The following is a 26,482-nucleotide window of genomic DNA, read 5'->3' on the forward strand; positions in this document are numbered from 1 at the left end:
GGCGGGGCCGGCGCCGCGGCGGCCGCGGGCCGTACCGGCGACGGGAGTTAGCGTTTCTTCCGTGCCCTACTTCGACGCGGCCTCCGCCGCTCCTCTGCACCCGGTCGCCCGCCAGGCGCTGCTGGCCGCCCTCGACGAGGGCTGGGCCGACCCGGCCCGGCTCTACCGGGAGGGCCGCCGGGCCCGGCTGCTGCTCGACGCCGCCCGCGAGGCCGCCGCCGAGGCCGTCGGCTGTCGCCCCGACGAGCTCGTGTTCACTCCTTCGGGGACACGCGCGCTGCACGACGGCATTGCCGGCGCCCTCGCCGGACGCCGCCGGGTGGGCCGCCATCTGGTCGTCTCCGCCGTCGAGCACTCCGCCGTACTGCACTCGGCGGACGCCCTGCGCGCGGCGGGCGGCACCGTCACCGAGGTGGAGGTGGACCGCGCCGGCCGCGTCGACGCGGCGGCGTACGCGGCCGCGCTGCGGGCGGACACCGCCCTCGCGGCGCTGCAGTCCGCCAACCACGAGGTCGGCACCGAGCAGCCGGTGGCCGAGGTGGCCGAGGCCTGCCGGGCGGCGGGGGTGCCGCTGCTGGTGGACGCGGCCCAGTCGCTCGGCTGGGGCCCGGTGGCGCCGGGCTGGTCGCTGCTGACGGCCAGCGCGCACAAGTGGGGCGGCCCCTCGGGGGTGGGCCTGCTGGCCGTGCGCAAGGGGGTGCGGTTCGCCGCCCAGGGGCCCGCGGACGAACGGGAGTCGGGCCGCTCCCCCGGCTTCCCCGACCTGCCCGCCGTCGTGGCGGCCGCGGCCTCGCTGCGGGCGGTGCGCGCGGAGGCGGCGGCCGAGGACGCCCGGCTGCGGGCGCTGGTGGAGCGCGTACGGTCCCGGGTGCCCGGGCTCGTACCGGACGTGGAGGTGGTCGGCGACCCCGTGCGACGGCTGCCGCACCTGGTCACGTTCTCCTGCCTCTACGTGGACGGCGAGACGCTGCTGCACGCGCTGGACCGCGAGGGCTTCTCGGTCTCCTCGGGCTCGTCGTGCACCTCCAGCACCCTGCGGCCGAGCCATGTGCTCCAGGCGATGGGCGTGCTGTCGGAGGGCAATGTGCGCCTGTCGCTGCCGCGTGGCACGTCGCCGGAGGACGTGGAGGCCTTCCTCGGCGTCCTGCCGGGGGTCGTCGCGTCGGTGCGCGAGGCGCTGGGCGCGCCGGCGGCCACCGCTCCGGCCGCCGCGCCCGGGGCCGGCGAGGAGCTGGTGGTCGACTCGCTCGGCAAGCGGTGCCCGATCCCCGTGATCGAGCTGGCGAAGGTGATCGGGGACGTTCCGGTGGGCGGCCTCGTGACCGTCCTGTCCGACGACGAGGCGGCGCGCCTGGACATTCCGGCGTGGTGCTCGATGCGCGGCCAGGAGTACGTGGGCGAGCGCCCGGCGGAGACCGGGGTCGCGTACACGGTGCGGCGCCGCACCTGACGGCGAGGGGGCGGTGAGCGCCGCCCCCTCCCGCGCCGGGGGATCAGGCCAGGTGGGCCTGGACCTCGGCGGCCGCCTCCTGGCCGTAGGCCTTGGTGAAGCGCTCCATGAAGTGCCCGCGCCGCAGCTCGTACTCCTGGGTGCCCAGGGTCTCGATGACGAGGGTGGCCAGCATGCAGCCCAGCTGCGCGGCGCGCTCGAGGGACAGGTCCCAGGTCACGCCGGCCAGGAAGCCCGCGCGGAACGCGTCGCCGACGCCGGTCGGGTCGACCTTGGCCTCCTCCTCGGCGCAGCCGACCTCGATCGGCTGCTCGCCGACCCGCTCGATGAGCACGCCGCGCGCGCCCAGCGTGGTGATGCGGGTGCCGACCTTGGAGAGGATCTCCTCGCCCGTCCAGCCCGTCTTGGACTCGATGAGCGCCTTCTCGTACTCGTTGGTGAACAGGTACGTCGCGCCCTCGATCAGCACGCGGATGTCGTCGCCGTCCATCCGGGCGAGCTGCTGGGAGGGGTCGGCGGCGAAGGGGATCGCGCGGGCGCGGCACTCCTCGGTGTGGCGGATCATCGCCTCGGGGTCGTCCGCGCCGATCAGCACCAGGTCCAGGCCGCCGACCCGGTCGGCCACCGGCTGCAGCTCGATCTGGCGGGCCTCGCTCATCGCGCCGGTGTAGAAGGACGCGATCTGGTTGTGGTCGCTGTCGGTGGTGCAGACGAAGCGCGCGGTGTGCAGGACCTCGGAGATGTGCACCGAGGCGGTGTCGACGCCGTGCCGGTCCAGCCAGGCGCGGTAGTCCGCGAAGTCGGCGCCGGCGGCACCGACGAGGACCGGACGCAGGCCGAGCACGCCCATGCCGAAGCAGATGTTGGGGCCCACGCCGCCACGGCGCACGTCGAGCTCGTCGACCAGGAAGGAGAGGGAGACCGTGTGCAGCTGGTCGGCCACGAGCTGATCGGCGAAGCGGCCGGGGAAGGTCATCAGGTGGTCGGTGGCGATGGAGCCGGTGACAGCGATACGCACGACGGATCTGCTCCTGGTGGCGAGGCGGTGATGGAGAACGAAAAACAACGAGAAGAGCCACACCACGCTACCGGTTCCCCGGACATCCACCAGGTCCGGTTCCGGCCGGTCGGTGGGCAGATCTACCTAATAGTAGGTCTTACGTACCGCGCACCGGCGTGCGTACGGTGCGGGTATGCCGAAGACTGTGAAGGACGTCACGCCCAGAGAGCCGGAATCGCTGGCCGATCTGCGCAGGGACTGCGCCCGGATGGCCCCGCACTGGACCGGCACCACGGTGGCCGCCCCGGCGCCCGCCGCGCACACGCCCCTGTCGCTGATCCACGGGGTCCGGGTGCCGGCCCGGTCGGCCCGGCTGCTGGACGGAATGTCGGAGTACGGCGACTGACGGCGCCGCACCGGAGGACACACTGGAACCGCTCGCTCCTGCGCTCCGTCCAAGCGGTGTCCCCCTCTCGGGGGATGCGGCAGTACTGAAGTTTGAGCGGAGCGAAGGAGCGATGCGGTGAGCACCGAGGGCGGCACTCCGGGCGGTGGCCCCGACAAACGGCAGCGGAAGCACTCCCCGCTGGCGGTGGCATCGGTGGCGGCGGCGGTGCTGCTGGCTGGCCGGGGGCGGCGGGGCGTACTGGGCGTCCACCGCCGGGCACGGCGACGGCGGCGGGGCGCGCCGGGCGCGTCCGGCGCGAGCGGTACCCCCGCCCCGCTGGCGCTCGACGGCTACCCGTCCGGCACGGCCGGCGGCGGCGCCTCCCAGGGCATCGCGCCGGGCGAGCCCGACCCGCGCGGCGTGCGCTACCGGGCGTCGGGCAGCCTGCCCGACGGCCCCCGGACGGCGCCCGTGCACCTGCCGGGGAGCGAGGTCTCCGGCGCCGAGGTGGCCGCCCTGGCCAAGGCCCTGGACGTGCGGGGCACCCCCCGGCTGGTCAAGGACACCTGGACGGTCGGCGGCGGCCCCGACGCGGCCGGGCCCACGCTGCAGGTGAGCCGGCAGGGGCCGGGCGACTGGGCGTACTCGAAGTACGGCGTGCCGGGCGGCACCTCCTGCGCCCACCCGCCGGGCGGGGGGCCGAAGGAGCAGGGCTCCTCGGGCGCCTCCCCCGGCCTGGACTCGCCGGCGCCGGCGTGCCCCTCCTTCCGTGACGGCTCGCCCGGGACGGACCCGGCGGCCGCGGGGCCGGTGTCGGAGGAGAAGGCGAAGAGCGTGGTCGCCCCGGTGTTCAAGGCCCTGGGGCAGGACGGCGCGAAGGTGGGCGCGACGGCGGTCCACGGCGCGGTACGGACCGTCACCGCCGACCCTGTGGTCAACTCCACTCCCACCTACGGCTGGCAGACCAGCCTGCAGGTCGGCGCGGACGCGCAGGTCGTCGGCGGCAGCGGGCGCCTGCAGACGCCGAAGAAGGGCGCGGCGTACCCACTGACCACCGCGCGCAAGGCGCTGGAGGAGCTGAACCGGGGAGCGGGCACCGGCCGGGTGGCCGTCGGGGGCTGCGCGACGGCGGTTCCGTTCCGGGACGGGGACGGTGCCGGTGACGCCCCCTGCGAGGGCAAGCGGGACGGACGGGAGCCGGTGACGGTGACCGGCGCGGTCTTCGGGCTGTCGGCGCAGTCGGTCTCCGGCCGCCAGGCGCTGGTGCCGTCGTGGCTGTTCACCGCGAAGATGCCGGGCGCGGACGACAAGGCCGACACCGTCACGATCGCCCAGCCGGCGATCGACCCGAAGTTCGTCGCGAAGGCGCCCTCGACGCGGCCCGGCGGTCCGTCGGCCACCGCTCCGGCCTCGTCGTCCCCGGTGCGGGTGGACGCGTACACCACCGAGGACGACGGCAAGAAGCTCGTCCTGCACTTCTGGGGCGGGGTCTGCAGCACCTACGCGGCCTCCGTCGAGCAGTCCTCGTCGGCGGCGACGGTCAAGATCACCGGCACCGAGAAGGAGCCGGGCCGGGCCTGCGTGATGATCGCCAAGCGCATGGAGACGACGGTGACGCTGGACGAGCCGCTGGGTGACCGCAAGGTCGTGGACGTCAGCAACGGCGAGACCGTACGGGAGCGGCAGGGCAAGTAGCCGGCAGGCAGCCGGGCAGGCGAAAGGGGCGGCACCGGTGGGTGCCGCCCCTTTTCTCGCGTGTCCCGCGGCTTCCTGTCGAAGCCGGGCGGGCCGCTTTAGCTGAACGAGTCGCCGCAGGCGCAGGAGCCGGTGGCGTTGGGGTTGTCGATCGTGAAGCCCTGCTTCTCGATGGTGTCGACGAAGTCGATCGAGGCGCCGTGCAGGTACGGGGCGCTCATGCGGTCGGTGACGACCTTGACGCCGTCGAAGTCCTTGACGACGTCACCGTCGAGCGCGCGCTCGTCGAAGAAGAGCTGGTAGCGCAGGCCGGAGCAGCCACCGGGCTGGACGGCGACGCGCAGGGCGAGGTCGTCACGACCCTCCTGCTCCAGCAGGGTCTTGACCTTGGCGGCCGCGGCGTCGGACAGGAGGATGCCGTCGCTCACAGTGGTCTTCTCGTCCTGTACGGACATCTGCTTCACTCCCGGGTCTTGGTGCGGACTGCTTGCCTGTGGCAGCAACCGCCGGCGTCCCGGATTCATTCCGGGCCTGAACTGACTTCCGCTTTTCATGCTCGCACACCCCTGGACGGATCGGGAATGTGTCACATCGACGCGATCATCATCGTCAAACTGACGTGAAGGGGTTATGATAGATAGCGTCAAATTGACGACAAGGCCCGAACGGCCGTCCGCAGAACAGAAAGGGTGCGTGTCGTGACCACCGCCCAGCCCTTGGACTTCCAGGCCCCCTCCCCCTCGCCCCTCGCCCTCCTGCTGCTCGGCCGCGAGTCCGACCCCCGCAGCGAGCGCGGCGTGGAGTGCCCCGGCGACCTGCCGGCGCCGTCCGACCCGGACCTGGTGGAGCGTGCCCGCGCGGCCAAGGCGAAGCTCGGGGACAAGGTCTTCGTCCTCGGCCACCACTACCAGCGCGACGAGGTCATCGAGTTCGCGGACGTCACCGGCGACTCCTTCAAGCTCGCCCGCGACGCCGCCGCCCGGCCGGACGCCGAGTACATCGTCTTCTGCGGCGTGCACTTCATGGCCGAGTCCGCGGACATCCTCACCACGAGCGACCAGCAGGTCGTGCTGCCCGACCTGGCCGCCGGCTGCTCGATGGCCGACATGGCCACCGCCGAACAGGTCGCCGAGTGCTGGGACGTGCTGACCGAGGCGGGCATAGCCGACGTGACCGTCCCGGTCTCGTACATGAACTCCTCGGCGGACATCAAGGCCTTCACCGGCAAGCACGGCGGCACCATCTGCACCTCCTCCAACGCCGAGCGGGCGCTGAACTGGGCCTTCGAGCAGGGTGAGAAGGTCCTCTTCCTGCCCGACCAGCACCTGGGCCGCAACACCGCCGTCCGCGACATGGGCATGTCGCTGGACGACTGCGTCCTGTACAACCCGCACAAGCCGAACGGCGGCCTGACCGTCGAGGAGCTGCGCGCGGCGAAGATGATCCTGTGGCGCGGGCACTGCTCGGTGCACGGCCGCTTCTCGCTGGACTCGGTCAACGACGTGCGCGAGCGCATCCCGGGCGTCAACGTCCTGGTGCACCCCGAGTGCCGGCACGAGGTCGTCGCGGCGGCCGACTACGTCGGCTCGACGGAGTACATCATCAAGACCCTCGAGGCCGCCCCGGCCGGCTCCAAGTGGGCCATCGGCACGGAGCTCAACCTGGTGCGCCGCCTGGCGAATCGATTCGCCGGTGAGGGCAAGGAGATCGTCTTCCTCGACAAGACGGTCTGCTTCTGCTCGACCATGAACCGCATCGACCTGCCGCACCTGGTCTGGGCGCTGGAGTCGCTGGCGGCCGGCAAGGTCGTCAACCGCATCGAGGTCGACCCCGAGGTCGCGAGCTTCTCGAAGCTGGCCCTGGAGCGGATGCTGGCGCTTCCGTAGCCCGCGCCCGTCTTGGCCGACGCCGGCCGGACCGCCCCGAGCGGTCCGGCCGGCGTCTTCGCGTCCGGGGGCCTTCAGTCCGTTCTCGGCCGCACCAGCCCCGACTCGTAGGCGATCACCACCAGCTGCGCCCGGTCCCGGGCGCCCAGCTTCGCCATGGCGCGGTTGACATGCGTCTTGACCGTCAGCGGGCTGACCGTCAGGCGCTCGCCGATCTCGTCGTTCGACAGGCCGCCCGCCACCTGCACCAGCACCTCGCGCTCCCGGCCGGTGAGCGTGTCGAGCCGGACCGCGGCGGCACCGGCCGGGCGGTCGGCGGGATCCCCCTGGGCCAGGAACTTCGCGATCAGCCCCTTGGTCGCCGCGGGCGACAGCAGCGCCTCGCCCGCCGCCGTGACCCGGATCGCGGCCAGCAGCTCCCCCGGCTCCGCCCCCTTGCCCAGAAAGCCCGAGGCGCCGGCCCGCAGCGACTGCACCACGTACTCGTCGACCTCGAACGTCGTCAGCATCAGCACCCGCACCGCCGCCAGCGCCGGGTCAGAGCAGATCTCCCGCGTCGCGGCGAGGCCGTCCGTCCCGGGCATCCGGATGTCCATCAGCACCACGTCCGGCACATGCGCCCGGGCCAGCTCGACCGCCTGCGCCCCGTCCGCGGCCTCCCCCACCACCCTCATGTCCGGTTCCGACTCCACCAGCACCTTGAACGCGCTGCGCAGCAGCGCCTGGTCGTCGGCCAGGACGACGGTGATCGGCTCAGTCATGCGTCAAACCCTAGGGGCCGCACATCACCCGTACGGGCCTGCAGCGGCAGCACCGCCCGCACCCGGAAGCCGGGTGCGTCCCCGCCGCGCGGGCCCGCCTCGCAGACGCCGCCCAGGGCGGTGGCGCGCTCGCGCATGCCGATCAGGCCGTGGCCGCCGCCGGACGCGTCGCCCGCCGCGCCGCCCTCCGGGGCCCGGCCGGGCCCGTCGCCGCCGTCGTCCAGGACGGTCAGGTGCAGGCTGTCCGCGCTGCGCAGCAGGGCGACCTCCGCGCGGGCGCCGGAGCCCGCGTGCTTGTGCACATTGGTCAGCGCCTCCTGCAGCACCCGGTAGGCGGTCAGGTCGACCGCGCCGGGCAGCGGGCCGAGGACGGCCGCCGCCCCGGCGGCGCCCGTCGCGGTGCCGGACCTCTCCGTCAGGGTGGAGGCCGCCGCGACCTCCACGCGCAGGCCCACCCGGGCGAAGCCGTCGACGAGCTGGTCGAGGACGCCGAGGCCGGGGGCCGGCTCGGTGGGGGCCTCCGGGTCGCCGTACTGGCGCAGCAGGCCCACGGTCGCGCGCAGTTCCTCCAGGGCCGAGCGGCCGGCCTCGCGGACATGCGCGAGGGCCTGTTTGGCCTGCTCGGGACGGCTGTCCATGATGTGCGAGGCGACCCCGGCCTGGACGTTGACCAGGGCGATGTGGTGGGCGACGACGTCGTGCAGCTCGCGGGCGATGCGCAGCCGTTCCTCGGCGACGCGGCGCCGGGCCTCCTCCTCGCGGGTGCGTTCGGCCCGTACCGCCCGTTCCTCGATCGCGGCGACGAAGGCCCGCCGGCTGCGGACGGCGTCGCCCGCCGCGCCCGCCATGCCGGTCCAGGCGAAGAGGCCCAGGTTCTCCTGGGCGTACCAGGGCGGCGGGCCGAAGAGCATGACGGCGGCGGTGACGACGGCGACGGTCACCGCGACGATCCGCCAGGCGGTGGGCCGCTCGGTGCGGGCGGCGACGGTGTAGAGGGCGACCGCGGTGGCGGTGGCGACCTGGGTGCGCGGGGGCCCGCCGTCGTGGGCGGTGACGGTCGCGACGACCGTCAGCGCGGCGGTCAGGGCCAGCACCGCGCGCGGCGCCCGGCGGCGCAGCGCGAGCGACGCGCAGGCGGCCGTGGCCAGCAGGGCGAAGACGAGGCCGGGCGGATGGGCGGCGGTGCGCGGGCCGAGGTAGACGCCGACCAGGACGAGGCCGAGGACGAGGACGGCCAGCAGGGTGTCGGCGGCCAGGGGATGGGCGCGCAGCCAGCGGTGCGGGCGGGCGAGGCCCGTGGCGGCGAGGGAGGTCATCGCGGTACCGATCGGGGGCGGGCCGGCATCGGGTGGTTGCGGCGGGGAGCCGGGGATGTGCGGTGCGGAGCCCGGTGTCAGCCGGGGATGAGGCCGTCGTCGCCGAGCATCGCGCGGACGTCGGCCAGGGAGGAGTCGGGCGCGGGCAGGATCAGTTCGGAGGGTTCGAGCGCGTCGTCGGGCAGTGGCGTGCCCAGGCGGCGAACGGCGTCGAGCAGGGCGCCCAGCGTGCGCCGGAAGCCTTCCTCGTCGCCGCTCTCCATCTCCTCGAGCAGCTCGTCGTCCAGCGTGTTGAGCTCGGTGAAGTGGCTGTCGGCCAGCCTCACCTGGCCCTCCCCCATGATCCGTACGATCACGACGGTCTCCCTTGCGTAGGGCGAGTGAGATGCCTGCGAGCCGAGTCTGCCAGCTCCCGCCCGGGTCGGCTCGTAGCCGCCCGGCCCGTGCCTGCCCGTCGTCCCGTGGGTCAGCCCTTGTCGAAGCGCGGCTGGTCCTGGGGGTGGTTCTGCTGCGCCTGGCCCGCGGAGCCGCCCTCGATCGCCTGCTGCCGGCCGCCGCTGCCGCCCGCCAGCTCGGCCTTCATCCGCTGGAGCTCCAGCTCCACGTCGGAACCGCCGGAGATGCGGTCCAGCTCGGCGGTGAGGTCGTCCTTGGCCATGCCGGTCGGGTCGTCGAGCGCGCCCGAGGCGAGGAGCTCGTCGATGGCGCCGGCGCGGGCCTGCAGCTGGGCCGTCTTGTCCTCGGCGCGCTGGATGGCCATGCCGACGTCGCCCATCTCCTCGGAGATGCCGGAGAAGGCCTCGCCGATGCGGGTCTGGGCCTGGGCGGCGGTGTAGGTGGCCTTGATGGTCTCCTTCTTCGTCCGGAAGGCGTCGACCTTGGCCTGCAGGCGCTGGGAGGCGAGCGTGAGCTTCTCCTCCTCGCCCTGGAGGGTCTGGTGCTGCGTCTCGAGGTCGCTGACCTGCTGCTGCAGGGCGGCCCGGCGGGTCAGCGCCTCGCGCGCCAGGTCCTCCCGGCCCAGCGCGAGCGCCTTGCGGCCCTGCTCCTCGAGCTTGGAGGACTGGCTCTGCAGCTGGTTGAGCTGGAGCTCCAGGCGCTTGCGGGAGGTCGCGACGTCGGCCACGCCGCGGCGCACCTTCTGCAGGAGCTCGAGCTGCTTCTGGTACGAGTAGTCGAGGGTCTCGCGGGGATCCTCGGCCCGGTCCAGGGCCTTGTTGGCCTTTGCGCGGAAGATCATTCCCATCCGCTTCATGACACCGCTCATGGGCCTCGCGCGCCCCCTTCTGACCGAACTGATCGGGCTTAGGCTCCAGCACATCCTTCAGAACCCACAGTACGGGCCCTGCTTCCATTACCGCACTGTTCGGCCGTGGATGCGCTCCTCCTGCAGGACGATCAGCACCCCCCGCCCTCCGGCGCGAGGAGTAGGGGGCGGGGCGGCGCCGGCGGCGGCCGCACTCCGTTGCCGGATCGTGCCCGAACGGGACGCCCGGACCCCGTACCCTTGGGTTCTGTGTTCCGAAGCCGTTCGAAAGCGCAGGCCGCGACCCCCGAGGTGACAGCGGACCAGCCCAAGAAGCCCCGTGATCCGCAGGCCCCCAAGGGCCGACCCACCCCCAAGCGGAGTGAGGCCTCCGCCCAGCGCCGCTCCCTGGCGAGCACGCCCGCCAACCGCAAGGAGGCCGCCAAGCGGCAGCGCGAGGCGCGCCGCGTGGACCTGGCCAAGCAGCGCGAGGCGCTGGCGAGCGGGGACGAGCGGTATCTCCCCGCCCGCGACAAGGGCCCGGTGCGGTCCTTCGCCCGTGACTTCGTGGACGCGCGGTACTCGGTGGCGGAGTTCTTCCTGCCGCTGGCCGTGCTGATCCTCATCCTGAGCATGATCAACCGCGGTGCCTTCCAGAGCTATGTGCTGCTGGCGTGGCTCGTGGTGATCGTGCTGATCGTCATCAACTCGGTGGTCACCGCCCTCACCTTCAAGCGCGCCCTCAAGCAGCGCTTCCCGGACGAGAACACCCGCGGTGCCGTCCCGTACGCCCTGATGCGCACGCTGCAGATGCGCCGCCTGCGCCTGCCCAAGCCGAAGGTCAAGCGCGGGGCGAAGCCCTGAGCGCCTTCGCGCCCGGCTTCGGCGGTGGCGCGTGGGGGTGGCTCGAGGGCCTCGGGGGGCTGCGGAACATCGTTCGCCAGGAGCTGGTCGCCCGCCAGACCGACGAACAGATAGCCGCCCGTTTCCCGGTCGGCCGGCGGCTGCGCGTCCTCGACGTCGGCCCCGGCCAGGGCACCCAGGCGCTGCGCCTGGCCCGGGCCGGGCACGAGGTGACGGGTCTGGAGCCGGATCCGCGGATGGTCGAGGCGCTGCGCCTCGCGCTGTCCGCCGAGCCGGCCGGCATCCAGGAGCGCGTGCGCATCGTGGAGGGCGACGGCCGTGACACCGGCGCGCACTTCCTGCCCGGCACCTTCGACGTCGTGCTGTGCCACGGCGTCCTGATGTACGTGGCCGAGCCGGATCCGCTGCTCGCGGGCCTGGCCCGGGTGCTCGCCCCGGGCGGGGTGCTCTCGCTGGTGGTGCGCAACGCCGACGCCCTGGCCATGCGGCCGGGCCTGTCGGGCGACTGGGACACCGCGCTGGCGGCCTTCGACTCCCCCGCCTACACCAACCGCATCGGCGTCGAGGCCCGCGCGGACCGGCTGGAGGCGCTGACCGCGACGCTCGCCGGGATCGGGGCCCCGCTGCAGGCCTGGTACGGCGTGCGCGTCTTCACCGACCTGGCGGCCGACGACCAGGCGCCGCCCGTCGGCGCCGAGCTGGAGCGCCTGCTGGCCGCCGAGGACCGGGCCGGGCGCACCGACCCGTACCGCGCGGTGGCGGCCCTGCTGCACCTGTGCGGCGTGCGCGGCGGCTCGTAGGAACAGAAGAGCAACAGAAGAACGTGCGAAGACCGCCGGCCGGACCCCGGGAAAAAGGGGTCCGGCCGGCGGTCTTCGCACGTCGGTCACTCCGCGGCGGCGTGGGTCACTCCGCGGCGGCGTGCAGGCTCATCGGGGCCGCGTAGATCTCCGTGTCGTCCTCGAAGAGGCGCACCTGGTCCACCCCGCCCTCCAGCAGGTCCTTCCAGTTCTCCCCGATCCAGGACTCCGCGTCACCCTGCGTCGTGAACTCCTCCGGCTCCAGCGCCGGGGGCGTCTCGCTCCCGTCGCTCTTCTCGAACCGCCACGTCCACACCATGTCCGCCTCCTGGGGGCTGAAGTGAGTGTCCGTCCCGCAGCCTAACGGCCCGTCGGGAACGAGAAAGGGTGAGCCCCGCGCGCCCGCCGCGCGGGGACGCGAGACGATCAGGGGGTGGAACTGACTCTCCTGGGCACCGGAGCCCCCGACGGGCTGCCGCGCCCCGGCTGCCCCTGCGCCGCCTGTGCCGTCGCCGTCGGCGACGCGGCGCGGGCGGCGACCTCGCTGCTCGTGGACGACGCGCTGCTGCTGGACCTCACCCCGGGGCCGGCGTTCGCCGCCGCCCGCGCCGGGCACTCCATCGCGGGCGTGCGGCAGGTGCTGCTCTCGCACCCGAACGACGGCCCCGCCGTGGAGTTCCCGGCCGGGCTGCCCGCGCCGGGCCGGGTGCCCGACGGCCGCGAGCTGTCGGTGATCAGCGGCCACCGGGTGCGGGCCATGGCGCTGGACGCGCCGGGCACGGGGTACGAGGTGACGTCGCCGGACGGGCAGCGGCTGCTGTACCTGGCCCCCGGCGGGGGCCCGGCCGGGCTGCCCGGGCACGTCGGCCCGTACGACATGGTGCTGCTCGACGTCGTCGGGCGGCCCGACGCGCTGGCCCGGCTGCGGGAGACGGGCGCGGTCGGGGCGACCACGGACGTGATCGCGGTGCACCTGGACCACGACGTCCCGCCGGGGCCCGAGCTGCACCGGCGGCTGGCGGCGGCGGGGGCCCGCGCGGTGCCGGACGGCACGACGCTGTCCGTCGGCGACTACCACGCCGTGCCGGACGTGCCCCGGCGGACGCTGGTGGTGGGCGGGGCGCGCTCGGGCAAGTCGGTGGAGGCCGAGCGGCGGCTGGAGTCGTTCCCCGAGGTGCTCTACGTCGCCACCGGCGGCACCCGCGACGGCGACGCGGACTGGGCGGAGCGGGTGGCCCGCCACCGCGACCGGCGGCCGGGCTCCTGGCGCACGGCCGAGACCTGCGACCTGGTGCCGCTGCTGGCGGAGCAGGGCCCGCCGCTGCTGATCGACTGCCTGGCGCTGTGGCTGACCGACGCGATGGACTCGGTCGGCGCGTGGGACGACGCCCGGTGGGCCGACGGCGGGGCGGCCGAGCTGGCCGGGCGGGTCGGGGAGCTGGTGGCCGCGATACGCGCCACCGGCCGCACGGTGGTCGTGGTGAGCAACGAGGTCGGCTCGGGCGTCGTCCCGGCGTCGGCGTCGGGCCGCCGCTTCCGCGACGAGCTGGGCCGGCTCAACGCCGCCGTGGGCGACGAGTGCGAACAGGTCGTGCTGGTGGTGGCCGGGCAGGCGCTGACCCTGCGCGGCTAGGGCCCCCTACGGCACGGCCGCCCCGCCCGAACCCCCGGCAACCCCGGTTGCCCAGGCCCCCACGGGTAGTGTGTCGCGGATGAGCAGTCTGAATCTTGATGACTTCGCCACGCTGATCGAGCGCCCCGACGCCGGCGTCCGGCGGGACGCCGAGGAACGCCGTGAGCGGCTCGTCCCGTCGGCCGGTGCGCTGGGGCGGCTGGACGAGCTCGGCGAGTGGCTCGCCGCCGCGCAGGGCGCGCTGCCCGTGAAGCCGGTGGAGCGGCCCAGGGTGCTGCTCTTCGCGGGCGACCACGGCGTCGCCAAGCTCGGCGTCTCCGGCGGCCCGGCCGGCGGGGCGCACGAGCTGGTGCGGGCCGTGCTCGACGGGGTGAGCCCGGCGGCCGTGCTGGCCCGGCGGTTCGGGGCGGAGCTGCGCGTGGTGGACATGTCCGTCGACTGCGACGCGGCCGACCTGCCCGAGGACGTCACCCGGCACCGGGTGCGGCGCGGCTCGGGCCGCGTCGACATCGAGGACGCGCTGACCGTCGAGGAGGCGGAGCGGGCGTTCCGGGCCGGGATGGCCGTGGCGGACGAGGAGGCCGACTCCGGCACCGACCTGGTGGTCCTCGGCGACCTGAGCGTGGGCGGCACCACGGCGGCCGGAATCCTGGTGGCCGCGCTGTGCGGGACGGACGCGTCGGTGGTCACCGGGCGCGGCGGCTTCGGCATCGACGACCTGGCGTGGATGCGCAAGTGCGCCGCGATCCGCGACGGGCTGCGCCGGGCCCGCCCGGTGCTGGGCGACCAGATGGAGCTGCTGGCCGCGACGGGCGGCGCGGACCTGGCGGCGATGACCGGTTTCCTGCTGCAGAGCGCGGTGCGCCGCACCCCGGTGATCCTGGACGGCGTGGTGACCGCGGCGTGCGCGCTGGTGGCCCAGCGGGTGGCGTTCCGGGCGCCGGACTGGTGGCTGGCCGGGCAGGCGAGCGGCGACCCGGCGCAGGCGAAGGCGCTCGACCGGATGGCGCTCAACCCTTTGCTGGACCACGGCGTCACAGTGGGCGAGGGGACAGGGGCGCTGCTGGCTCTGCCGTTGGTGCAGGCGGCCGCGGCCCTGGCGGCGGAGCTCCCCGAGCGCTCCTGACGACGCCGGCCGTGCCGGCGGGGTCGCGAGCGCCCGGATCCCGCCGAACAAGAGCCCCATATGGCCACTTTTCATGGGAGATATCCGCTTGACTCCGGATGAGGGCGCCCGCGGCGGCCCCTGGCAGCGGCGCGCCGCGTCGTTCGCCGTGTGGTACCTGCGCGCCGTTACGTTCGTCAATCTGCTCGGCGCGGTCTGGGTGTCCTTCGGCGCCGACGTCCGGCGGCACAACGTCGACGAGTTCTTCACTCCCTACCTGCTGTCGGCCGGCTTCGCCCCGGCGGTGGTGTCGCTGCTCCTGGCGATCACCATGCGCCGGCGCAAGCGGGCCGCGTGGATCCTCAACCTGGTGCTCTCCGGGCTGCTCCTGCTGCTCCTGGTGTTCGTGATGGCCTTCCCGGAGTTCCGCCGGCACGGCCTGAACTGGTTCTCGCTGGTGGCCACCGCGCTGTTCGTGCTCTCCCTGCTGGTGGGCCGCCGCGAGTTCTACGCCAAGGGCGACCGCTCCAACCCCAAGCTCGCCACCGCCGTCGCCGCGGTCGGCCTGCTCGTCACCTCGCTGCTCGCCGCGGCCCTGGTCACCGTCACCAACGAGTCCACCGACGAACAGCGCTCCACCTTCCTGGACCGCTGGCACTACGGCGTCATGCGGCTGATCACGATCGCCGCCGACGACCAGCGCTACGCCGGCATCGCTCCCCCCGGCTGGGTCAACGTCGTCATCAACGTGATGAGCACGGCGCTGCTGATCCTGGTGCTCTTCGCGGCCTTCCGCTCCCGCCGCGCCACCGACGCCCTCACCGCCGAGGACGAGTCGCGGCTGCGCGGCCTGCTCGAGCGCTGGGGCGACCGCGACTCTCTCGGCTACTTCGCCCTGCGCCGCGAGAAGAGCGTCATCTGGTCCCCCTCCGGCAAGGCGGGGGTCACCTACCGCGTCGTCGGCGGCGTCTCGCTGGCCTCCGGCGACCCCATCGGCGACCCCGAGGCCTGGCCCGGGGCCATCGAGCCGTGGCTGACCGAGGCGCGCGAGCACGGCTGGATCCCGGCCGTGATGGGCGCGAGCGAGGAGGGCGGCACGATCTACGCCCGGCACGGCCTGGACGCCCTGGAGCTGGGCGACGAGGCGATCGTGGACACCGCCGAGTTCACCCTCGAGGGCCGGGCCATGCGGACCGTGCGCCAGGCCTACAACCGGGTCAAGCGCGCCGGGTACACCGTCACCGTCCGGCGGCACGAGGACATCCCCGACGAGGAGATGGCCGAGCTGCTGCGCCGCGCCGACGACTGGCGCGACGGCGCGACCGAGCGCGGCTTCTCCATGGCGCTGGGCCGGCTGGGCGACCCGGACGACGGCCGCTGCATGATGCTGGAGTGCCATGACGGCGACGGCGAGCTGCGCGCCCTGCTGAGCTTCGTGCCCTGGGGCCCCAAGGGCCTGTCGCTGGACCTGATGCGCCGTGACCGGGACTCCGAGAACGGCCTGATGGAGTTCATGGTCATCGAACTGCTCCAGCGGGCGAGATCCCTGGGCATCACTCAGGTCTCGCTGAACTTCGCGATGTTCCGCTCCGTCTTCGAGCGCGGCTCCCGGCTCGGCGCGGGTCCGGTGCTGCGGATGTGGCGCTCGCTGCTGAGCTTCTTCTCCCGCTGGTGGCAGATCGAATCGCTCTACCGAGCAAATGCGAAGTACCGCCCCATCTGGGAGCCTCGTTTCATGCTGTTCGAGAAGAGCAGTGACCTGCTGCGCATCGGCATCGCCAGCGCCCGCGCCGAGGGCTTCCTGGAGGCCCCCGGCCTGCCCAAGTGGCTCAACCGCAAGCACCTGGAGAGCCGGCGATGAAGCGCGCGGCGCTGCTCCGCGCCGCGCGCACCGAATGGGGTCCCCTGTACACGGCCGTGTGGGGGACCCTCACCCGAAAGCGGCTGAGGGCCGTCCCCATGACGCTCTCGGCCGTGGCCCTCACGGCCGTCTTCCAGATCGTCCAGAACCAGCCCTGGGGCTTCGGCCCCGTCCAGCGGCTGGGCTCCGTACAGGCCCAGCTCCCCTGGTGGCTCGCGCTGCTGCGCACGCCGCTGTCGCTGTTCGTGCCCGCGCTCGACCTGCCGGTATGGGGGGCGCTGGCCCAGGTCCTGCTCGTCCTCGGCATCGCCGAGTGCGCGGTGGGCCGGTGGCGCACGCTGACCGTCGCCTACGTCGCCACCCTCGCGGGGACGATGTACGCGCGGCTGGCCGTGGCCACCGGCCCGGACTCGCCCTTCGGGCTGCCGGCCGAGGCCGCGAAGGTCATCGACACCGGGCCGTCGGCGGCCGTCGTGGGCCTGGCGATGTACGTCTCCTGGCGCTACCGCGCCTGGTTCACCTGCTCCCTGGTGGTGCTGGCCATGGCCGTGGAGGTGCTCCTCAAGCCCAACCTGGCGGGCAAGGAGCACGTCGCCGCCGTCGCCGCGATGCTCGTGCTGTGCGGCCTGGACGAGCTCCGGCGGCGCCGCAAGCCCCGCCGCGACGCCCACCGGCAGCCGGGTCAGCGGTCCGGCGCGCCCGCCACCAGATCGTGAATCCTGCGCCGCACCGCCGACCAGCGCGCGTCGTGGCGGTACGCGCGCAGCCGTGCCCGGCGCCGGGCGCGGGGCCGGCGCCGGTAGAAGCGCCGCGCCCACGGTGATCCCGGCCGGGCCAGCCGCACCGCGGCCACGATGGCCACCAGCGGCACCACGGCGCCGATCAGCGCGAGCCGCGGCTTGCCCTTGGCCAGGGCGAACAGCGCCAGCAGGAAGTTGGCGAGGGTGTTGGTCACCACGATGGTGCGGTTCTGCAGCTCGTCCGGCGTCAGCTCGTTGACCCCGAACGGCGCGAAGCCGCAGAGCACCAGGCCCACCAGCGCGGCGGTCAGGACCACGATCTCCACGCTCTTGCGGCCCTGCTCGGTCCAGTAGACGTCGTCCATGTGCAGCACGAGCGCGAACTCGTCCAGCACCAGCCCGGCGCCCATGCCGAACAGCACGGCGGCCACCGACGCGCCGAAGCCGTGCCGGCCCTCGGCCACCGCCCCGAAGCCGCCGACCACCATCAGCACCACGCCGGGCACCACATGGTGGACGTGCATCCCGCCCGGGCGGATGTTGCGGAAGGGCCCCCTCCCGGCCCGGATCAGCCGGGTGATGACCCGGGTCACCAGGAACGTCAGCACGAACGCGGCCAGCGCCAGCAGCAGCGGCAGCTTGCCCGGCTCGACGATGTTGCGTGCCAGCCAGTGACCCATCGCAACTCCCGCTCCCGTGCCGCGCCCTCCCGGCAAACGTACTGCCGTGGGCGCCGGGATACCCTGCCCGCGATGACCGACACGACCACCGCCCGGGCCGGCCTCGGCGACGCCCTGCGCTTCGCGTTCGGCACCCTCACCGTGCTGCCCGTCGCCCTCACCCGCTGGGACCGCCCGGCCGCCCGCGGCGGGATGCTGGCGGCGCCCCTGGCCGGGCTGGTGGTGGGCGGCTGCGCGGCCGCCGCCGGAGCGCTGCTCCTGCTGCTCGGGGCCGGTCCCCTGCTCGCCGCCGTGGCCGCCGTCGCGGTGGGCGCCGTGCTCACCCGGGGGCTGCACCTGGACGGGCTCGCGGACGTGGCCGACGGGCTGGGCAGCGGCAAGCCGGCCGAGGACGCGCTGCGCGTGATGAAGCGCTCCGACATCGGCCCCTTCGGCGTCGTCACCCTGCTGCTCACCCTGCTTGCGCAGGTCGCCGTCCTCGCGCAGTTGTACGCGGCCAGTTGGACACGCGGCGCGGTCGCGGCGGTCGTCGCCGCCCTCGCCGCCCGCTGCGCCCTGACCCTGGCCGCCCGCGCGGGGGTGCCCGCCGCGCGGCCCGAGGGGCTGGGCGCGGCGGTGGCGGGCGTGGTGCCCGTACCGGCCGCGTGGGCCGTGGCCGTGGCGACCGCCGCCGCGGCCGCGGGGGCCTGTGCCTGCACGGCGGGCGGCCCCTTCCGGGCGGCGCAGGGGGCGGCCGCTGTTCTCCTCGCCCTGGCCTGCACCGAGGCGCTGCTGCGGCGCTGCCGGCGCCGGTTCGGCGGCGTGACCGGCGATGTGTTCGGCGCCCTGGCGGAGACCGCGGCGACCTGCGCGCTGGTCGTCCTGGCACTGGGCTGACCGCTCCCGCCCCGATACGCTCTCGCGTGCCGGATGGCCCGGGCCCTGGCGGCCCCAGCACGGCGCATACGATGCGCAAGGTGCGGCCGGACCACCATCCACGGCCGAGAACTCGACGGAAGTAGGGACACCCACCACCGTGACTGCTCTGACTCTCAGCACTTCCAGTGCGGCGACGCTGCGCGCGGACGCCGTCGTCATCGGTGTGGCGAAGGGCCCGAAGGGCCTCGTCGTCGCGCCCGGTGCCGAAGCCGTTGACCAGGCCTTCGACGGCCGGCTGGCCGCCGTCGTGGAGACCCTCGGCGGCTCCGGCGGCGAGGGGGAGGTCACCAAGCTGCCCGCCCCCTCCGGCTTCAAGGCCCCGGTGGTGCTGGCGGTCGGCCTCGGTGATCTGCCCGCCGAGGGCGACGCCTTCGACGAGGAGACGCTGCGCCGCGCCGCCGGTGTGGCGGCCCGTGCGCTGGCCGGCTCGAAGAAGGCCGCGTTCGCCCTGCCCGTCGAGGACGCCGAGTCCGCCGCCGCGATCGGCGAGGGCGCCGTCCTGGGTGCGTACTCCTTCACCGCCTACCGCGGCGGCAAGGACGAGAAGCCCGCGAAGAACGCCCCGCTGGCCGAGGCCGCGATCCTGGGCGGCAAGCCGCGCGACAAGGCGTTCAAGGCCGCCGTCGAGCGCGCCACCGCCGTGGCCGCCGAGGTCAACCGCGCGCGCGACCTGGTCAACATGTCCCCCAACGACCTCAACCCGAAGTCGTTCGCCGCCCAGGCCCAGGCCGCGGGCAAGGAGTTCGGCCTCAAGGTCGAGGTGCTGGACGAGAAGGCGCTGCTCAAGGGCGGCTTCGGCGGTCTGATGGGCGTCGGCCAGGGCTCGGTCAACCCGCCGCGCCTGGTGCGCGTCGCCTACACCCACCCCAAGGCGGAGAAGACCCTCGCGCTGGTCGGCAAGGGCATCACCTACGACTCGGGCGGCATCTCCCTGAAGCCGGCCGGCCACAACGAGACCATGAAGTGCGACATGGCCGGCGCCGCCGCCGTCCTCGGCGCGGTCCTCGCCGTCGCCCGGCTCGGCCTGAAGGTCAACGTCACCGGCTGGCTGGCCCTCGCGGAGAACATGCCCTCCGGCAACGCCACCCGTCCGGGCGACGTGCTGCGGATGTACAGCGGCACGACGGTCGAGGTGCTGAACACCGACGCCGAGGGCCGCCTGGTGCTGGCCGACGCACTGACCCGCGCCTCGGAGGAGAACCCGGACGCGATCGTGGACGTCGCCACCCTCACGGGTGCCATGGTCGTCGCGCTCGGCGACCGCACCTTCGGCGTCATGGCCAACGACGACGCGTTCCGCACCTCGCTGTACGAGATCGCCGAGGAGGTCGGCGAGCAGGCGTGGCCGATGCCGCTCCCCGTCGAGCTGCGCAAGTCCATGGACTCCCCGGTGGCCGACATGGCCAACATCGGCGAGCGCATGGGCGGCGGCCTGGTGGCCGGTGTCTTCCTGAAGGAGTTCGTGGGCGAGGGCATCGCCTGGGCGCACCTGGACATCGCGGGCCCCGCCTTCCACGAGAAGGCCCCCTTCGGCTACACCCCCAAGGGCGGCACCGGCTCCTCGGTGCGCACCCTGGTCCGGCTGGCGGAGCGCACCGCCGACGGCGACCTGGGCTGAGTCACGGGTCTCGTGCCGGCTCCGCGGCCCCGGGCGACGCCCGGGGCCGCGGCCGGTACGGTGGCGTGTTCGCTACGGACGAAACCCGCATGAACCGGCACGTTCGTACGCGCGAGTAACCCCCTGAAGGTGACGCATCAGTCGTCCCACAGCCCGGCCCGGCGTCCCGCCGTCCGTCAACAAGTGCGAAGATGTTGTCTCGGCAGGACAGGGCCCCCGTAATCACAGGGCCGAAGAAACGCGGCCGAACAACAGCCGCCGCCCGGTCACCGACGACCGGCCCGGCGTACCCATGCATGGAGGACGTGACGTGGCGAACGACGCCAGCACCGTTTTCGACCTAGTGATCCTCGGAGGCGGTAGTGGTGGTTACGCCGCTGCCCTGCGTGGAGCGCAGCTGGGTCTCGAGGTCGCCCTGATCGAGAAGGACAAGCTGGGCGGCACCTGCCTGCACCGCGGCTGCATCCCCACCAAGGCTCTGCTGCACGCCGGCGAGATCGCCGACCAGGCTCGTGAGGCCGAGCAGTTCGGTGTCAAGGCCTCCCTGGAGGGCATCGACATCGCGGGCGTCCACAAGTACAAGGACGACGTGATCTCGGGCCTGTACAAGGGTCTGCAGGGTCTGGTCGCCTCCCGCAAGGTCACCTACATCACCGGTGAGGGCCGCCTGTCCTCCCCCACGTCCGTCGACGTCGACGGGCAGCGCATCAACGGCCGCCACGTCCTGCTGGCCACCGGCTCCACGCCGAAGTCGCTGCCGGGCCTGGCCATCGACGGCGACCGCGTCATCTCCTCGGACCACGCGCTGGTCCTGGACCGCGTGCCGAAGTCCGCGATCGTGCTGGGCGGCGGCGTCATCGGCGTCGAGTTCGCCTCCGCGTGGAAGTCCTTCGGCGCCGAGGTCACCATCGTCGAGGCGCTTCCCCACCTCGTCCCGGTCGAGGACGAGAACAGCTCCAAGCTGCTGGAGCGCGCCTTCCGCAAGCGCGGCATCAACTTCTCCCTCGGCTCCCGCTTCTCCGGCGTGGAGTACACCGCCGACGGAGTGAAGGTCTCGCTGGAGAACGGCAAGACCTTCGAGGCCGAGCTGCTGCTCGTCGCCGTCGGCCGCGGCCCGGTCTCCCAGGGCCTGGGCTACGAGGAGGCCGGCGTCGCGATGGACCGCGGCTACGTCCTCGTCGACGAGTACATGCAGACCAACGTGCCGACCATCTCGGCCGTCGGTGACCTCGTCCCGACCCTCCAGCTCGCGCACGTCGGCTTCGCCGAGGGCATCCTGGTAGCGGAGCGTCTGGCCGGGCTCAAGCCCGTGCCGGTCGACTACGACGGCGTGCCGCGCGTCACGTACTGCCACCCCGAGGTCGCCTCGGTCGGTATCACCGAGGCGAAGGCCAAGGAGCTGTACGGCGCCGACAAGGTCGTCACCCTGAAGTACAACCTCGCGGGCAACGGCAAGAGCAAGATCCTCAAGACCGCGGGCGAGATCAAGCTCGTCCAGGTGCGGGACGGTGCCGTCGTCGGCGTACACATGGTCGGCGACCGCATGGGCGAGCAGGTGGGCGAAGCCCAGCTGATCTACAACTGGGAGGCGCTGCCCGCCGAGGTCGCGCAGCTCATCCACGCGCACCCGACGCAGAACGAGGCCATGGGCGAGGCGCACCTGGCCCTGGCCGGTAAGCCGCTGCACTCGCACGACTGAGTCCCGAGCGCACGACCATCCGCACTAATCGTAAGGAGCAACCGCAATCATGGCGGTTTCCGTAACCCTGCCGGCGCTCGGCGAGAGCGTGACCGAGGGCACTGTCACCCGTTGGCTCAAGGCCGAGGGTGAGCGCGTGGAGGCCGACGAGCCGCTGCTCGAGGTCTCCACCGACAAGGTCGACACCGAGATCCCGGCCCCCGCGGCCGGCATCCTCGCCTCCATCAAGGTGGCCGAGGACGAGACGGTCGAGGTCGGCGCCGAGCTGGCCATCATCGACGACGGCACCGGCGCCCCCGCCGAGGCCGCCGCTCCGGCCGCCGCCGAGGCCCCGGCCCCGGTCGCCGAGCCCGCCCCGGCCCCCGTGGCCGAGGCCCCGCCGCCCCGCGCCCGTCGCCGAGGCCCCCGCCGCTCCGGCCGCCGGTGGCGCCCAGGGCACCGACGTCGTCCTGCCCGCGCTGGGCGAGTCGGTCACCGAGGGCACCGTCACCCGCTGGCTCAAGGAGGTCGGCGAGACGGTCGAGGCCGACGAGCCGCTGCTCGAGGTCTCCACCGACAAGGTCGACACCGAGATCCCGGCCCCCGTCTCCGGCACCCTGCTGGAGATCCTGGTCGGCGAGGACGAGACCGCCGAGGTCGGCGCCAAGCTCGCCGTGATCGGTGCCGCCGGCGCCGCTCCGGCCGCCGCCGCTGCCCCGGCCGCCCCGGCCCCCGCCGCCGCCCCGGCTCCGGTCGCCGCTCCGGCCCCGGCCGCCCCGGCCCCGGCTCCGGCCGCTCCGGCCCCGGCCCCCGCCGCCCCGGCCGCGCCCGTCGCCGCCCCGGCTCCGGCCGCCCCGGCCCCCGCGCCGGTCGCTCCGGCCGCGCCGAAGGCTCCGGCCGCCGCCGCCCCGGCGACGGACGGCGCCTACGTCACGCCGCTGGTGCGCAAGCTCGCCGCCGAGGCCGGCGTCGACCTGACCACCGTCGCCGGCACCGGCGTCGGCGGTCGCATCCGCAAGCAGGACGTCATCGCCGCCGCCGAGGCCGCCAAGGCCGCGCCGGCTCCGGTCGCCGCTGCCGCCCCGGCCGCCGCCGCCCCGAAGGCCCCGGCCCTCGAGGCGTCGCCGCTGCGCGGTCAGACGGTCAAGATGCCGCGCATGCGCAAGGTCATCGCCGACAACATGATGAAGGCGCTGCACGGCCAGGCGCAGCTGACCTCCGTGGTCGAGGTGGACATCACCAAGATCATGCGGATGCGCAACAAGGCCAAGGACGCGTTCGCGGCCCGTGAGGGCGTCAAGCTCTCCCCGATGCCGTTCTTCGTCAAGGCCGCCGTCCAGGCGCTGAAGGCCCACCCGGTCATCAACGCCCGGATCAACGAGGACGAGAACACCATCACCTACTTCGACTCCGAGAACGTCGGCATCGCCGTCGACTCGGAGAAGGGCCTGATGACCCCGGTCATCAAGGGTGCGGGTGACCTCAACATCGCGGGCATCGCGCGCAAGACCGCGGAGCTGGCCGGCAAGGTCCGTTCCAGCAAGATCAGCCCGGACGACCTGGCCGGCGCGACCTTCACGATCAGCAACACCGGCTCGCGCGGTGCGCTGTTCGACACGGTCATCGTGCCCCCGAACCAGGTCGGCATCCTGGGTATCGGTGCGACCGTCAAGCGCCCGGTGGTCATCAACCACCCGGAGCTCGGCGAGACCATCGCGATCCGCGACATGACGTACCTGGCGCTCTCCTACGACCACCGCCTGGTGGACGGTGCCGACGCGGCCCGCTACCTGACCACGGTCAAGCAGATCCTCGAGGCCGCCGAGTTCGAGACCGAGATCGGTCTCTGACCCGAGCGTTCTCGACGGTAAGCGCTGAAGGGCGCGGCCCCGGCTCCGTACTCCGTACGGGCCGGGGCCGCGCCCTTACGTGTGCCGACATAATGACGTACCCGGCAGATCCGACCAAGGAGAGAAATGACCCCGCCCGTCGTCCATTCGCTGCGCGAGCAGATCCGCGAGCACATCCTCGAGGGGATCGTCAGCGGGCGCTGGCAGCCGGGCGAGCGGATCGTGGAGCGGCGGATCGCCGCCGAGCTGCTGGTGAGCCAGACCCCGGTGCGCGAGGCGCTGCGCGAGCTGGAGTCGCTGCGGCTGATCGAGTCCGTGCCCAACAAGGGCGTGCGGGTCCGCGACCTGACCGCCGCCGACCTCAAGGAGAGCTACCCGGTCCGGGCGGGCCTGGAGCAGGTGGCCGCCGAGCTGGCCGCGGGCGCCCTGGCCGAGGACGTCTCGGCGCTGGAGCGGGAGGTGGCGGCCCTGGAGGTGGCCGACCGCGCGGGCGACAGCGAGGCGCAGGCGCGCCACACGGTGGCCTTCCACCGCGAGATCGTGCGGGCCGCGGGGAACTCGGTGCTGCTGCACACCTGGGAGTCGCTGGGCATCGAGGTCTGGACGACGCTGTCGATCCGCTGGCTGAGCCCGGAGCCGCGCGCCCACGCCGAGGACCACGCGGAGATCGTACGGGCCTTCCGGCGCCGCGACCCGGCCATCGGCGAGCTCCTCAAGCGGCACGTCCTGAGCTGCGCGCCCCGCATCTGATCCACGCCGGAATCCCGGCCGCACGCCCTCGAAAAGCACCGGAATCCGCCGAAATCCGGTCCGGTCCACGCCGGAGATCCGGCCCGATCCGCATCCGATTCCCGCAAGGGATTGATCGATCATCGATCAAAGGCGTATCGTCTCCGCCGGAGCCGTCGCCGCGCGCCCTGTCCTGTGTCGCGGCCACGGTCCGAAGGGGTGACGACAGGACCCCATGCGTCATCCGTGCCCTGGCTGCGCACGGGCTCCTGTCGTCGTGCCCCGAACCGACGGGCGGGCCCCGGCATGATGAGGTCATGCGTGCGGCCCGTCTGATCAAACTGGTGCTCCTCCTGCAGTCCCGTTCGTCCATGACCGGGACCGAGCTGGCGCGCCGGCTCGAGGTCTCCGAGCGCACCGTCGCCCGGGACGTCCTCGCGCTGTCCGAGGCCGGCGTGCCCGTCTACGCCGACCGCGGCCGGGCCGGCGGATACCGCCTGATCGGCGGCTACCGCACCCGCCTGACGGGTCTCGGCCGGACCGAGGCCGAAGCCCTCTTCCTCTCCGGCGTACCGGCCGCCCTGCGCGACATGGGCCTGGCCGACGCCGCCTCCGCCGCCCGTCTGAAGGTCTCGGCCGCCCTGCTGCCGGAGCTGAGCGACGCCCCCACGAGCGCGGCCCAGCGCTTCCACCTGGACGCCCCCGGCTGGTGGCAGCCCCACGACCCGCCCGACCTGCTGCCCTCCGTCGCCGACGCCGTCTGGGACGACCGCCGCATGACGGCCCGCTACGCCAGGCCGGGCGGCGAGGTCGAGCGCGACCTCGAGCCGTACGGCCTGATCCTCAAGGCGGGCGTCTGGTATCTGGCCGCCCGCGCGGACGGGGACGTGAGGGTCTATCGCGTGGACCGCTTCACGGCGGTGACCGTGGGCGAGGCCCGCTTCCACCGCCCCGAGGCGTTCGACCTGCCGGCCTTCTGGGAGGAGCGCGCCGCCGCGTTCGCCCGCTCGATCCTCCGCGACCGCGTGGAGCTGCGGCTGTCCCCCGACGGCGCCCGCCGCCTGCCGTACGTCACCGACCGCACGGCGGCCCACGAGGCCCTGGAGGCCGCCGGAGCCCCGGACAAGCTGGGCCGCGTCGCCGTCACCCTGGCCGTGGAGTCGCAGGACGTCGCGTACGAGCAGCTGCTGGCGCTGGGCCCGGAGGCCGAGGTGCTGGGGCCGCCGGAGCTCCGCGTGCGCTTCGCGCGGGCGGCGGACCGGGCCGCCGCCCTCTACCGGCCTTCCCTGGAGACGCCCTAGCGGTAGTCCTCCACCGGCGCGTCCTTGCCGCCGAACACCACGTCCCGGAAGTACCCCATGGCGTCCGGCCGGGAGCCGTCGGCGTCGGTGAACCCGTAGACCCTGGCGAGCTCACCACTGGAGAGCGACCGGCCGTTCCACCGCGCCCGGTCCGGGTCGGCGGCGAGCGCGGCGAGCGCGCGGCCGATGTAGACGGGCGACTCGGCGACGGCGAAGTGCGGGCTGCCGGCCACCGCGTCCCGCCATGTCTCCTCCGTCACCCCGAAGTGCTCGAGCATCGCCTCGGACCGCAGGAAGCCGGGCGTGAGGCTGACGGCCGTCCCGCCGCACTCCTGGAGCTCCTTCGCCAGCCCGAAGGCCATCCGGGTGGGAGCGATTTTGGCCAGGTCGTAGAAGAGGTTGTCGCGGTAGGTGCCACGGTTGAACTCCTCCGTGCCGTCGGTGATCTCCACGACCAGGCCCCCCGGCCGCCGGATGAGCAGCGGCAGGGCGAAGTGGCTGGTGATGGCGTGGGCGTCGATGGACAGGCGCAGCATCCGCAGCCCGGCGGCGAGGTCCGCCTCCCACACCTTGGTGTCGAACTGCAGCAGGTGGTCGCCGCCCCACACGTCGTTGACGAGCACGTCGAGCCGTCCGTGGTCCCTCTCGACGCGCTCGACGAGGGCCCGCACCTGCTCCGGCTCCAGGTGGTCGGTGGGGACGGCGATGCCGGTGCCGCCGGCGGCCGTGATCAGCTCGGCGGTCTCCTCGATGGTCTCGGGCCGGCCCACCTCGCTGCGGTGCTCGCGCGTGGTGCGCCCGGTCGCGTAGACCACGGCCCCGGCGCGGCCCAGCTCCACGGCCATGGCCCGGCCGGCTCCCCGGGTGGCGCCGGCGACCAGCGCGACCTTCCCCTCGAGTGCACCCATGTCCATCCGTCCTCTCTCTCCTGCGTTCGACGACTGCGTTCGACGACGAGGAGGACGT

24 protein-coding genes and 1 pseudogene are annotated in these 26,482 nt (G+C 73.8%); 16 read left to right on the top strand and 9 right to left on the bottom strand.

What is annotated here, in order from left to right; all coding sequences use genetic code 11:
* The first annotated feature begins 61 nt into the window (after positions 1-61).
* Positions 62-1,450 carry a cysteine desulfurase/sulfurtransferase TusA family protein gene (locus tag J1792_RS29110; RefSeq protein ID WP_086573977.1) on the top strand — a complete coding sequence of 463 codons (1,389 nt, stop codon included), beginning with the start codon at positions 62-64 and terminating at the stop codon, positions 1,448-1,450.
* Positions 1,451-1,493: 43 nt separating this feature from the next.
* Here the strand turns inward: J1792_RS29110 and J1792_RS29115 are convergent, their stop codons facing one another.
* On the bottom strand, positions 1,494-2,468 hold the full coding sequence (locus tag J1792_RS29115) for a carbohydrate kinase family protein (RefSeq protein ID WP_086573975.1): 975 nt from the start codon (positions 2,466-2,468) through the stop codon (positions 1,494-1,496).
* Between the two features lie 175 nt (positions 2,469-2,643).
* Between J1792_RS29115 and J1792_RS29120 the strand changes: the two genes are divergently transcribed.
* Both J1792_RS29120 and J1792_RS29125 read left to right on the top strand, forming a co-directional pair.
* The gene (locus tag J1792_RS29120) at positions 2,644-2,856 is read left to right on the top strand and encodes a hypothetical protein (RefSeq protein ID WP_086573973.1); all 213 of its coding nucleotides are present in this window, start codon (positions 2,644-2,646) and stop codon (positions 2,854-2,856) included.
* A 117-nt stretch (positions 2,857-2,973) separates the two neighbouring features.
* Positions 2,974-4,533 (top strand): hypothetical protein, encoded by a 1,560-nt coding sequence (locus tag J1792_RS29125; protein WP_207248550.1) that lies wholly within the window; start codon positions 2,974-2,976, stop codon positions 4,531-4,533.
* Positions 4,534-4,631: 98 nt separating this feature from the next.
* Here J1792_RS29125 and erpA read toward each other — a convergent pair whose 3' ends face one another.
* A complete protein-coding gene (erpA, locus tag J1792_RS29130) occupies positions 4,632-4,988 on the bottom strand; it encodes an iron-sulfur cluster insertion protein ErpA (RefSeq protein ID WP_086574063.1) in 357 nt (118 codons plus the stop codon).
* Between the two features lie 243 nt (positions 4,989-5,231).
* Here erpA and nadA point away from each other — a divergent pair, with 243 nt between their 5' ends.
* The gene (nadA, locus tag J1792_RS29135) at positions 5,232-6,419 is read left to right on the top strand and encodes a quinolinate synthase NadA (protein WP_086574064.1); all 1,188 of its coding nucleotides are present in this window, start codon (positions 5,232-5,234) and stop codon (positions 6,417-6,419) included.
* 74 nt (positions 6,420-6,493) lie between these two features.
* On the opposite strand, the gene J1792_RS29140 is transcribed toward nadA, so the two are convergent.
* The 4 genes from J1792_RS29140 to J1792_RS29155 form a co-directional block, all read right to left on the bottom strand.
* A complete protein-coding gene (locus J1792_RS29140; protein WP_086574066.1) occupies positions 6,494-7,180 on the bottom strand; it encodes a response regulator in 687 nt (228 codons plus the stop codon).
* On the bottom strand, positions 7,177-8,496 hold the full coding sequence (locus tag J1792_RS29145) for a sensor histidine kinase (protein WP_207248551.1): 1,320 nt from the start codon (positions 8,494-8,496) through the stop codon (positions 7,177-7,179). The genes J1792_RS29140 and J1792_RS29145 overlap by 4 nt, the downstream gene beginning before the upstream one ends.
* Before the next feature lie 77 nt (positions 8,497-8,573).
* Complete coding sequence (pspAA, locus tag J1792_RS29150; RefSeq protein WP_086575147.1) at positions 8,574-8,852, bottom strand: PspA-associated protein PspAA; 279 nt, start codon at positions 8,850-8,852, stop codon at positions 8,574-8,576.
* A 110-nt stretch (positions 8,853-8,962) separates the two neighbouring features.
* Positions 8,963-9,760 (bottom strand): PspA/IM30 family protein, encoded by a 798-nt coding sequence (locus J1792_RS29155; protein ID WP_086575149.1) that lies wholly within the window; start codon positions 9,758-9,760, stop codon positions 8,963-8,965.
* A gap of 249 nt (positions 9,761-10,009) precedes the next feature.
* On the opposite strand from J1792_RS29155, the gene J1792_RS29160 reads away from it, so the two are divergent.
* Positions 10,010-10,603, top strand: coding sequence for a DUF3043 domain-containing protein (locus tag J1792_RS29160; protein ID WP_207248552.1), 594 nt, complete (start codon positions 10,010-10,012; stop codon positions 10,601-10,603).
* An 83-nt stretch (positions 10,604-10,686) separates the two neighbouring features.
* Entirely contained in the window at positions 10,687-11,403 is a 717-nt protein-coding gene (locus J1792_RS29165) for a class I SAM-dependent methyltransferase (RefSeq protein WP_179199133.1), read from the top strand.
* A 106-nt stretch (positions 11,404-11,509) separates the two neighbouring features.
* On the opposite strand, the gene J1792_RS29170 is transcribed toward J1792_RS29165, so the two are convergent.
* Positions 11,510-11,722 carry a hypothetical protein gene (locus J1792_RS29170; protein ID WP_207248553.1) on the bottom strand — a complete coding sequence of 71 codons (213 nt, stop codon included), beginning with the start codon at positions 11,720-11,722 and terminating at the stop codon, positions 11,510-11,512.
* A 114-nt stretch (positions 11,723-11,836) separates the two neighbouring features.
* Between J1792_RS29170 and J1792_RS29175 the strand changes: the two genes are divergently transcribed.
* From J1792_RS29175 to J1792_RS29190, 4 genes are all read left to right on the top strand, one after another.
* Entirely contained in the window at positions 11,837-13,036 is a 1,200-nt protein-coding gene (locus J1792_RS29175; protein WP_179199134.1) for a bifunctional adenosylcobinamide kinase/adenosylcobinamide-phosphate guanylyltransferase, read from the top strand.
* 79 nt (positions 13,037-13,115) lie between these two features.
* The gene (cobT, locus tag J1792_RS29180) at positions 13,116-14,162 is read left to right on the top strand and encodes a nicotinate-nucleotide--dimethylbenzimidazole phosphoribosyltransferase (RefSeq protein ID WP_207248554.1); all 1,047 of its coding nucleotides are present in this window, start codon (positions 13,116-13,118) and stop codon (positions 14,160-14,162) included.
* A gap of 73 nt (positions 14,163-14,235) precedes the next feature.
* Complete coding sequence (locus J1792_RS29185; RefSeq protein ID WP_207248555.1) at positions 14,236-16,002, top strand: phosphatidylglycerol lysyltransferase domain-containing protein; 1,767 nt, start codon at positions 14,236-14,238, stop codon at positions 16,000-16,002.
* Positions 15,999-16,718, top strand: coding sequence for a hypothetical protein (locus tag J1792_RS29190; protein ID WP_179198957.1), 720 nt, complete (start codon positions 15,999-16,001; stop codon positions 16,716-16,718). Before J1792_RS29185 ends, J1792_RS29190 begins: the two co-directional genes overlap by 4 nt.
* Here J1792_RS29190 and J1792_RS29195 read toward each other — a convergent pair.
* Positions 16,685-17,422 carry a hypothetical protein gene (locus tag J1792_RS29195; protein ID WP_086571506.1) on the bottom strand — a complete coding sequence of 246 codons (738 nt, stop codon included), beginning with the start codon at positions 17,420-17,422 and terminating at the stop codon, positions 16,685-16,687. The two genes, J1792_RS29190 and J1792_RS29195, sit on opposite strands and share 34 nt — an antisense overlap.
* Positions 17,423-17,494: 72 nt before the next feature.
* On the opposite strand from J1792_RS29195, the gene J1792_RS29200 reads away from it, so the two are divergent.
* The 6 genes and pseudogenes from J1792_RS29200 (at position 17,495) to J1792_RS29225 (ending at position 25,516) form a co-directional block, all read left to right on the top strand.
* Positions 17,495-18,298, top strand: a complete 804-nt coding sequence (locus J1792_RS29200; protein WP_207248556.1) for an adenosylcobinamide-GDP ribazoletransferase — start codon at positions 17,495-17,497, stop codon at positions 18,296-18,298.
* 139 nt (positions 18,299-18,437) lie between these two features.
* Positions 18,438-19,958 (top strand): leucyl aminopeptidase, encoded by a 1,521-nt coding sequence (locus J1792_RS29205; protein WP_207248557.1) that lies wholly within the window; start codon positions 18,438-18,440, stop codon positions 19,956-19,958.
* Between the two features lie 310 nt (positions 19,959-20,268).
* Positions 20,269-21,657, top strand: a complete 1,389-nt coding sequence (gene lpdA / locus J1792_RS29210) for a dihydrolipoyl dehydrogenase (RefSeq protein WP_086571512.1) — start codon at positions 20,269-20,271, stop codon at positions 21,655-21,657.
* A 49-nt stretch (positions 21,658-21,706) separates the two neighbouring features.
* Positions 21,707-23,486, top strand: a pseudogene (gene sucB / locus J1792_RS29215) (2-oxoglutarate dehydrogenase, E2 component, dihydrolipoamide succinyltransferase).
* A gap of 126 nt (positions 23,487-23,612) precedes the next feature.
* Positions 23,613-24,236 carry a GntR family transcriptional regulator gene (locus tag J1792_RS29220; RefSeq protein ID WP_086574708.1) on the top strand — a complete coding sequence of 208 codons (624 nt, stop codon included), beginning with the start codon at positions 23,613-23,615 and terminating at the stop codon, positions 24,234-24,236.
* A 296-nt stretch (positions 24,237-24,532) separates the two neighbouring features.
* Positions 24,533-25,516 carry a helix-turn-helix transcriptional regulator gene (locus J1792_RS29225; protein ID WP_086574710.1) on the top strand — a complete coding sequence of 328 codons (984 nt, stop codon included), beginning with the start codon at positions 24,533-24,535 and terminating at the stop codon, positions 25,514-25,516.
* Here J1792_RS29225 and J1792_RS29230 read toward each other — a convergent pair.
* Entirely contained in the window at positions 25,513-26,430 is a 918-nt protein-coding gene (locus tag J1792_RS29230; RefSeq protein ID WP_207248558.1) for an SDR family oxidoreductase, read from the bottom strand. The genes J1792_RS29225 and J1792_RS29230 overlap by 4 nt on opposite strands.
* Positions 26,431-26,482: the final 52 nt, after the last annotated feature.

Origin of the sequence: Streptomyces triculaminicus, from assembly GCF_017349075.1 — a bacterium.
In the GTDB taxonomy this organism is placed as follows: domain Bacteria; phylum Actinomycetota; class Actinomycetes; order Streptomycetales; family Streptomycetaceae; genus Streptomyces; species Streptomyces triculaminicus.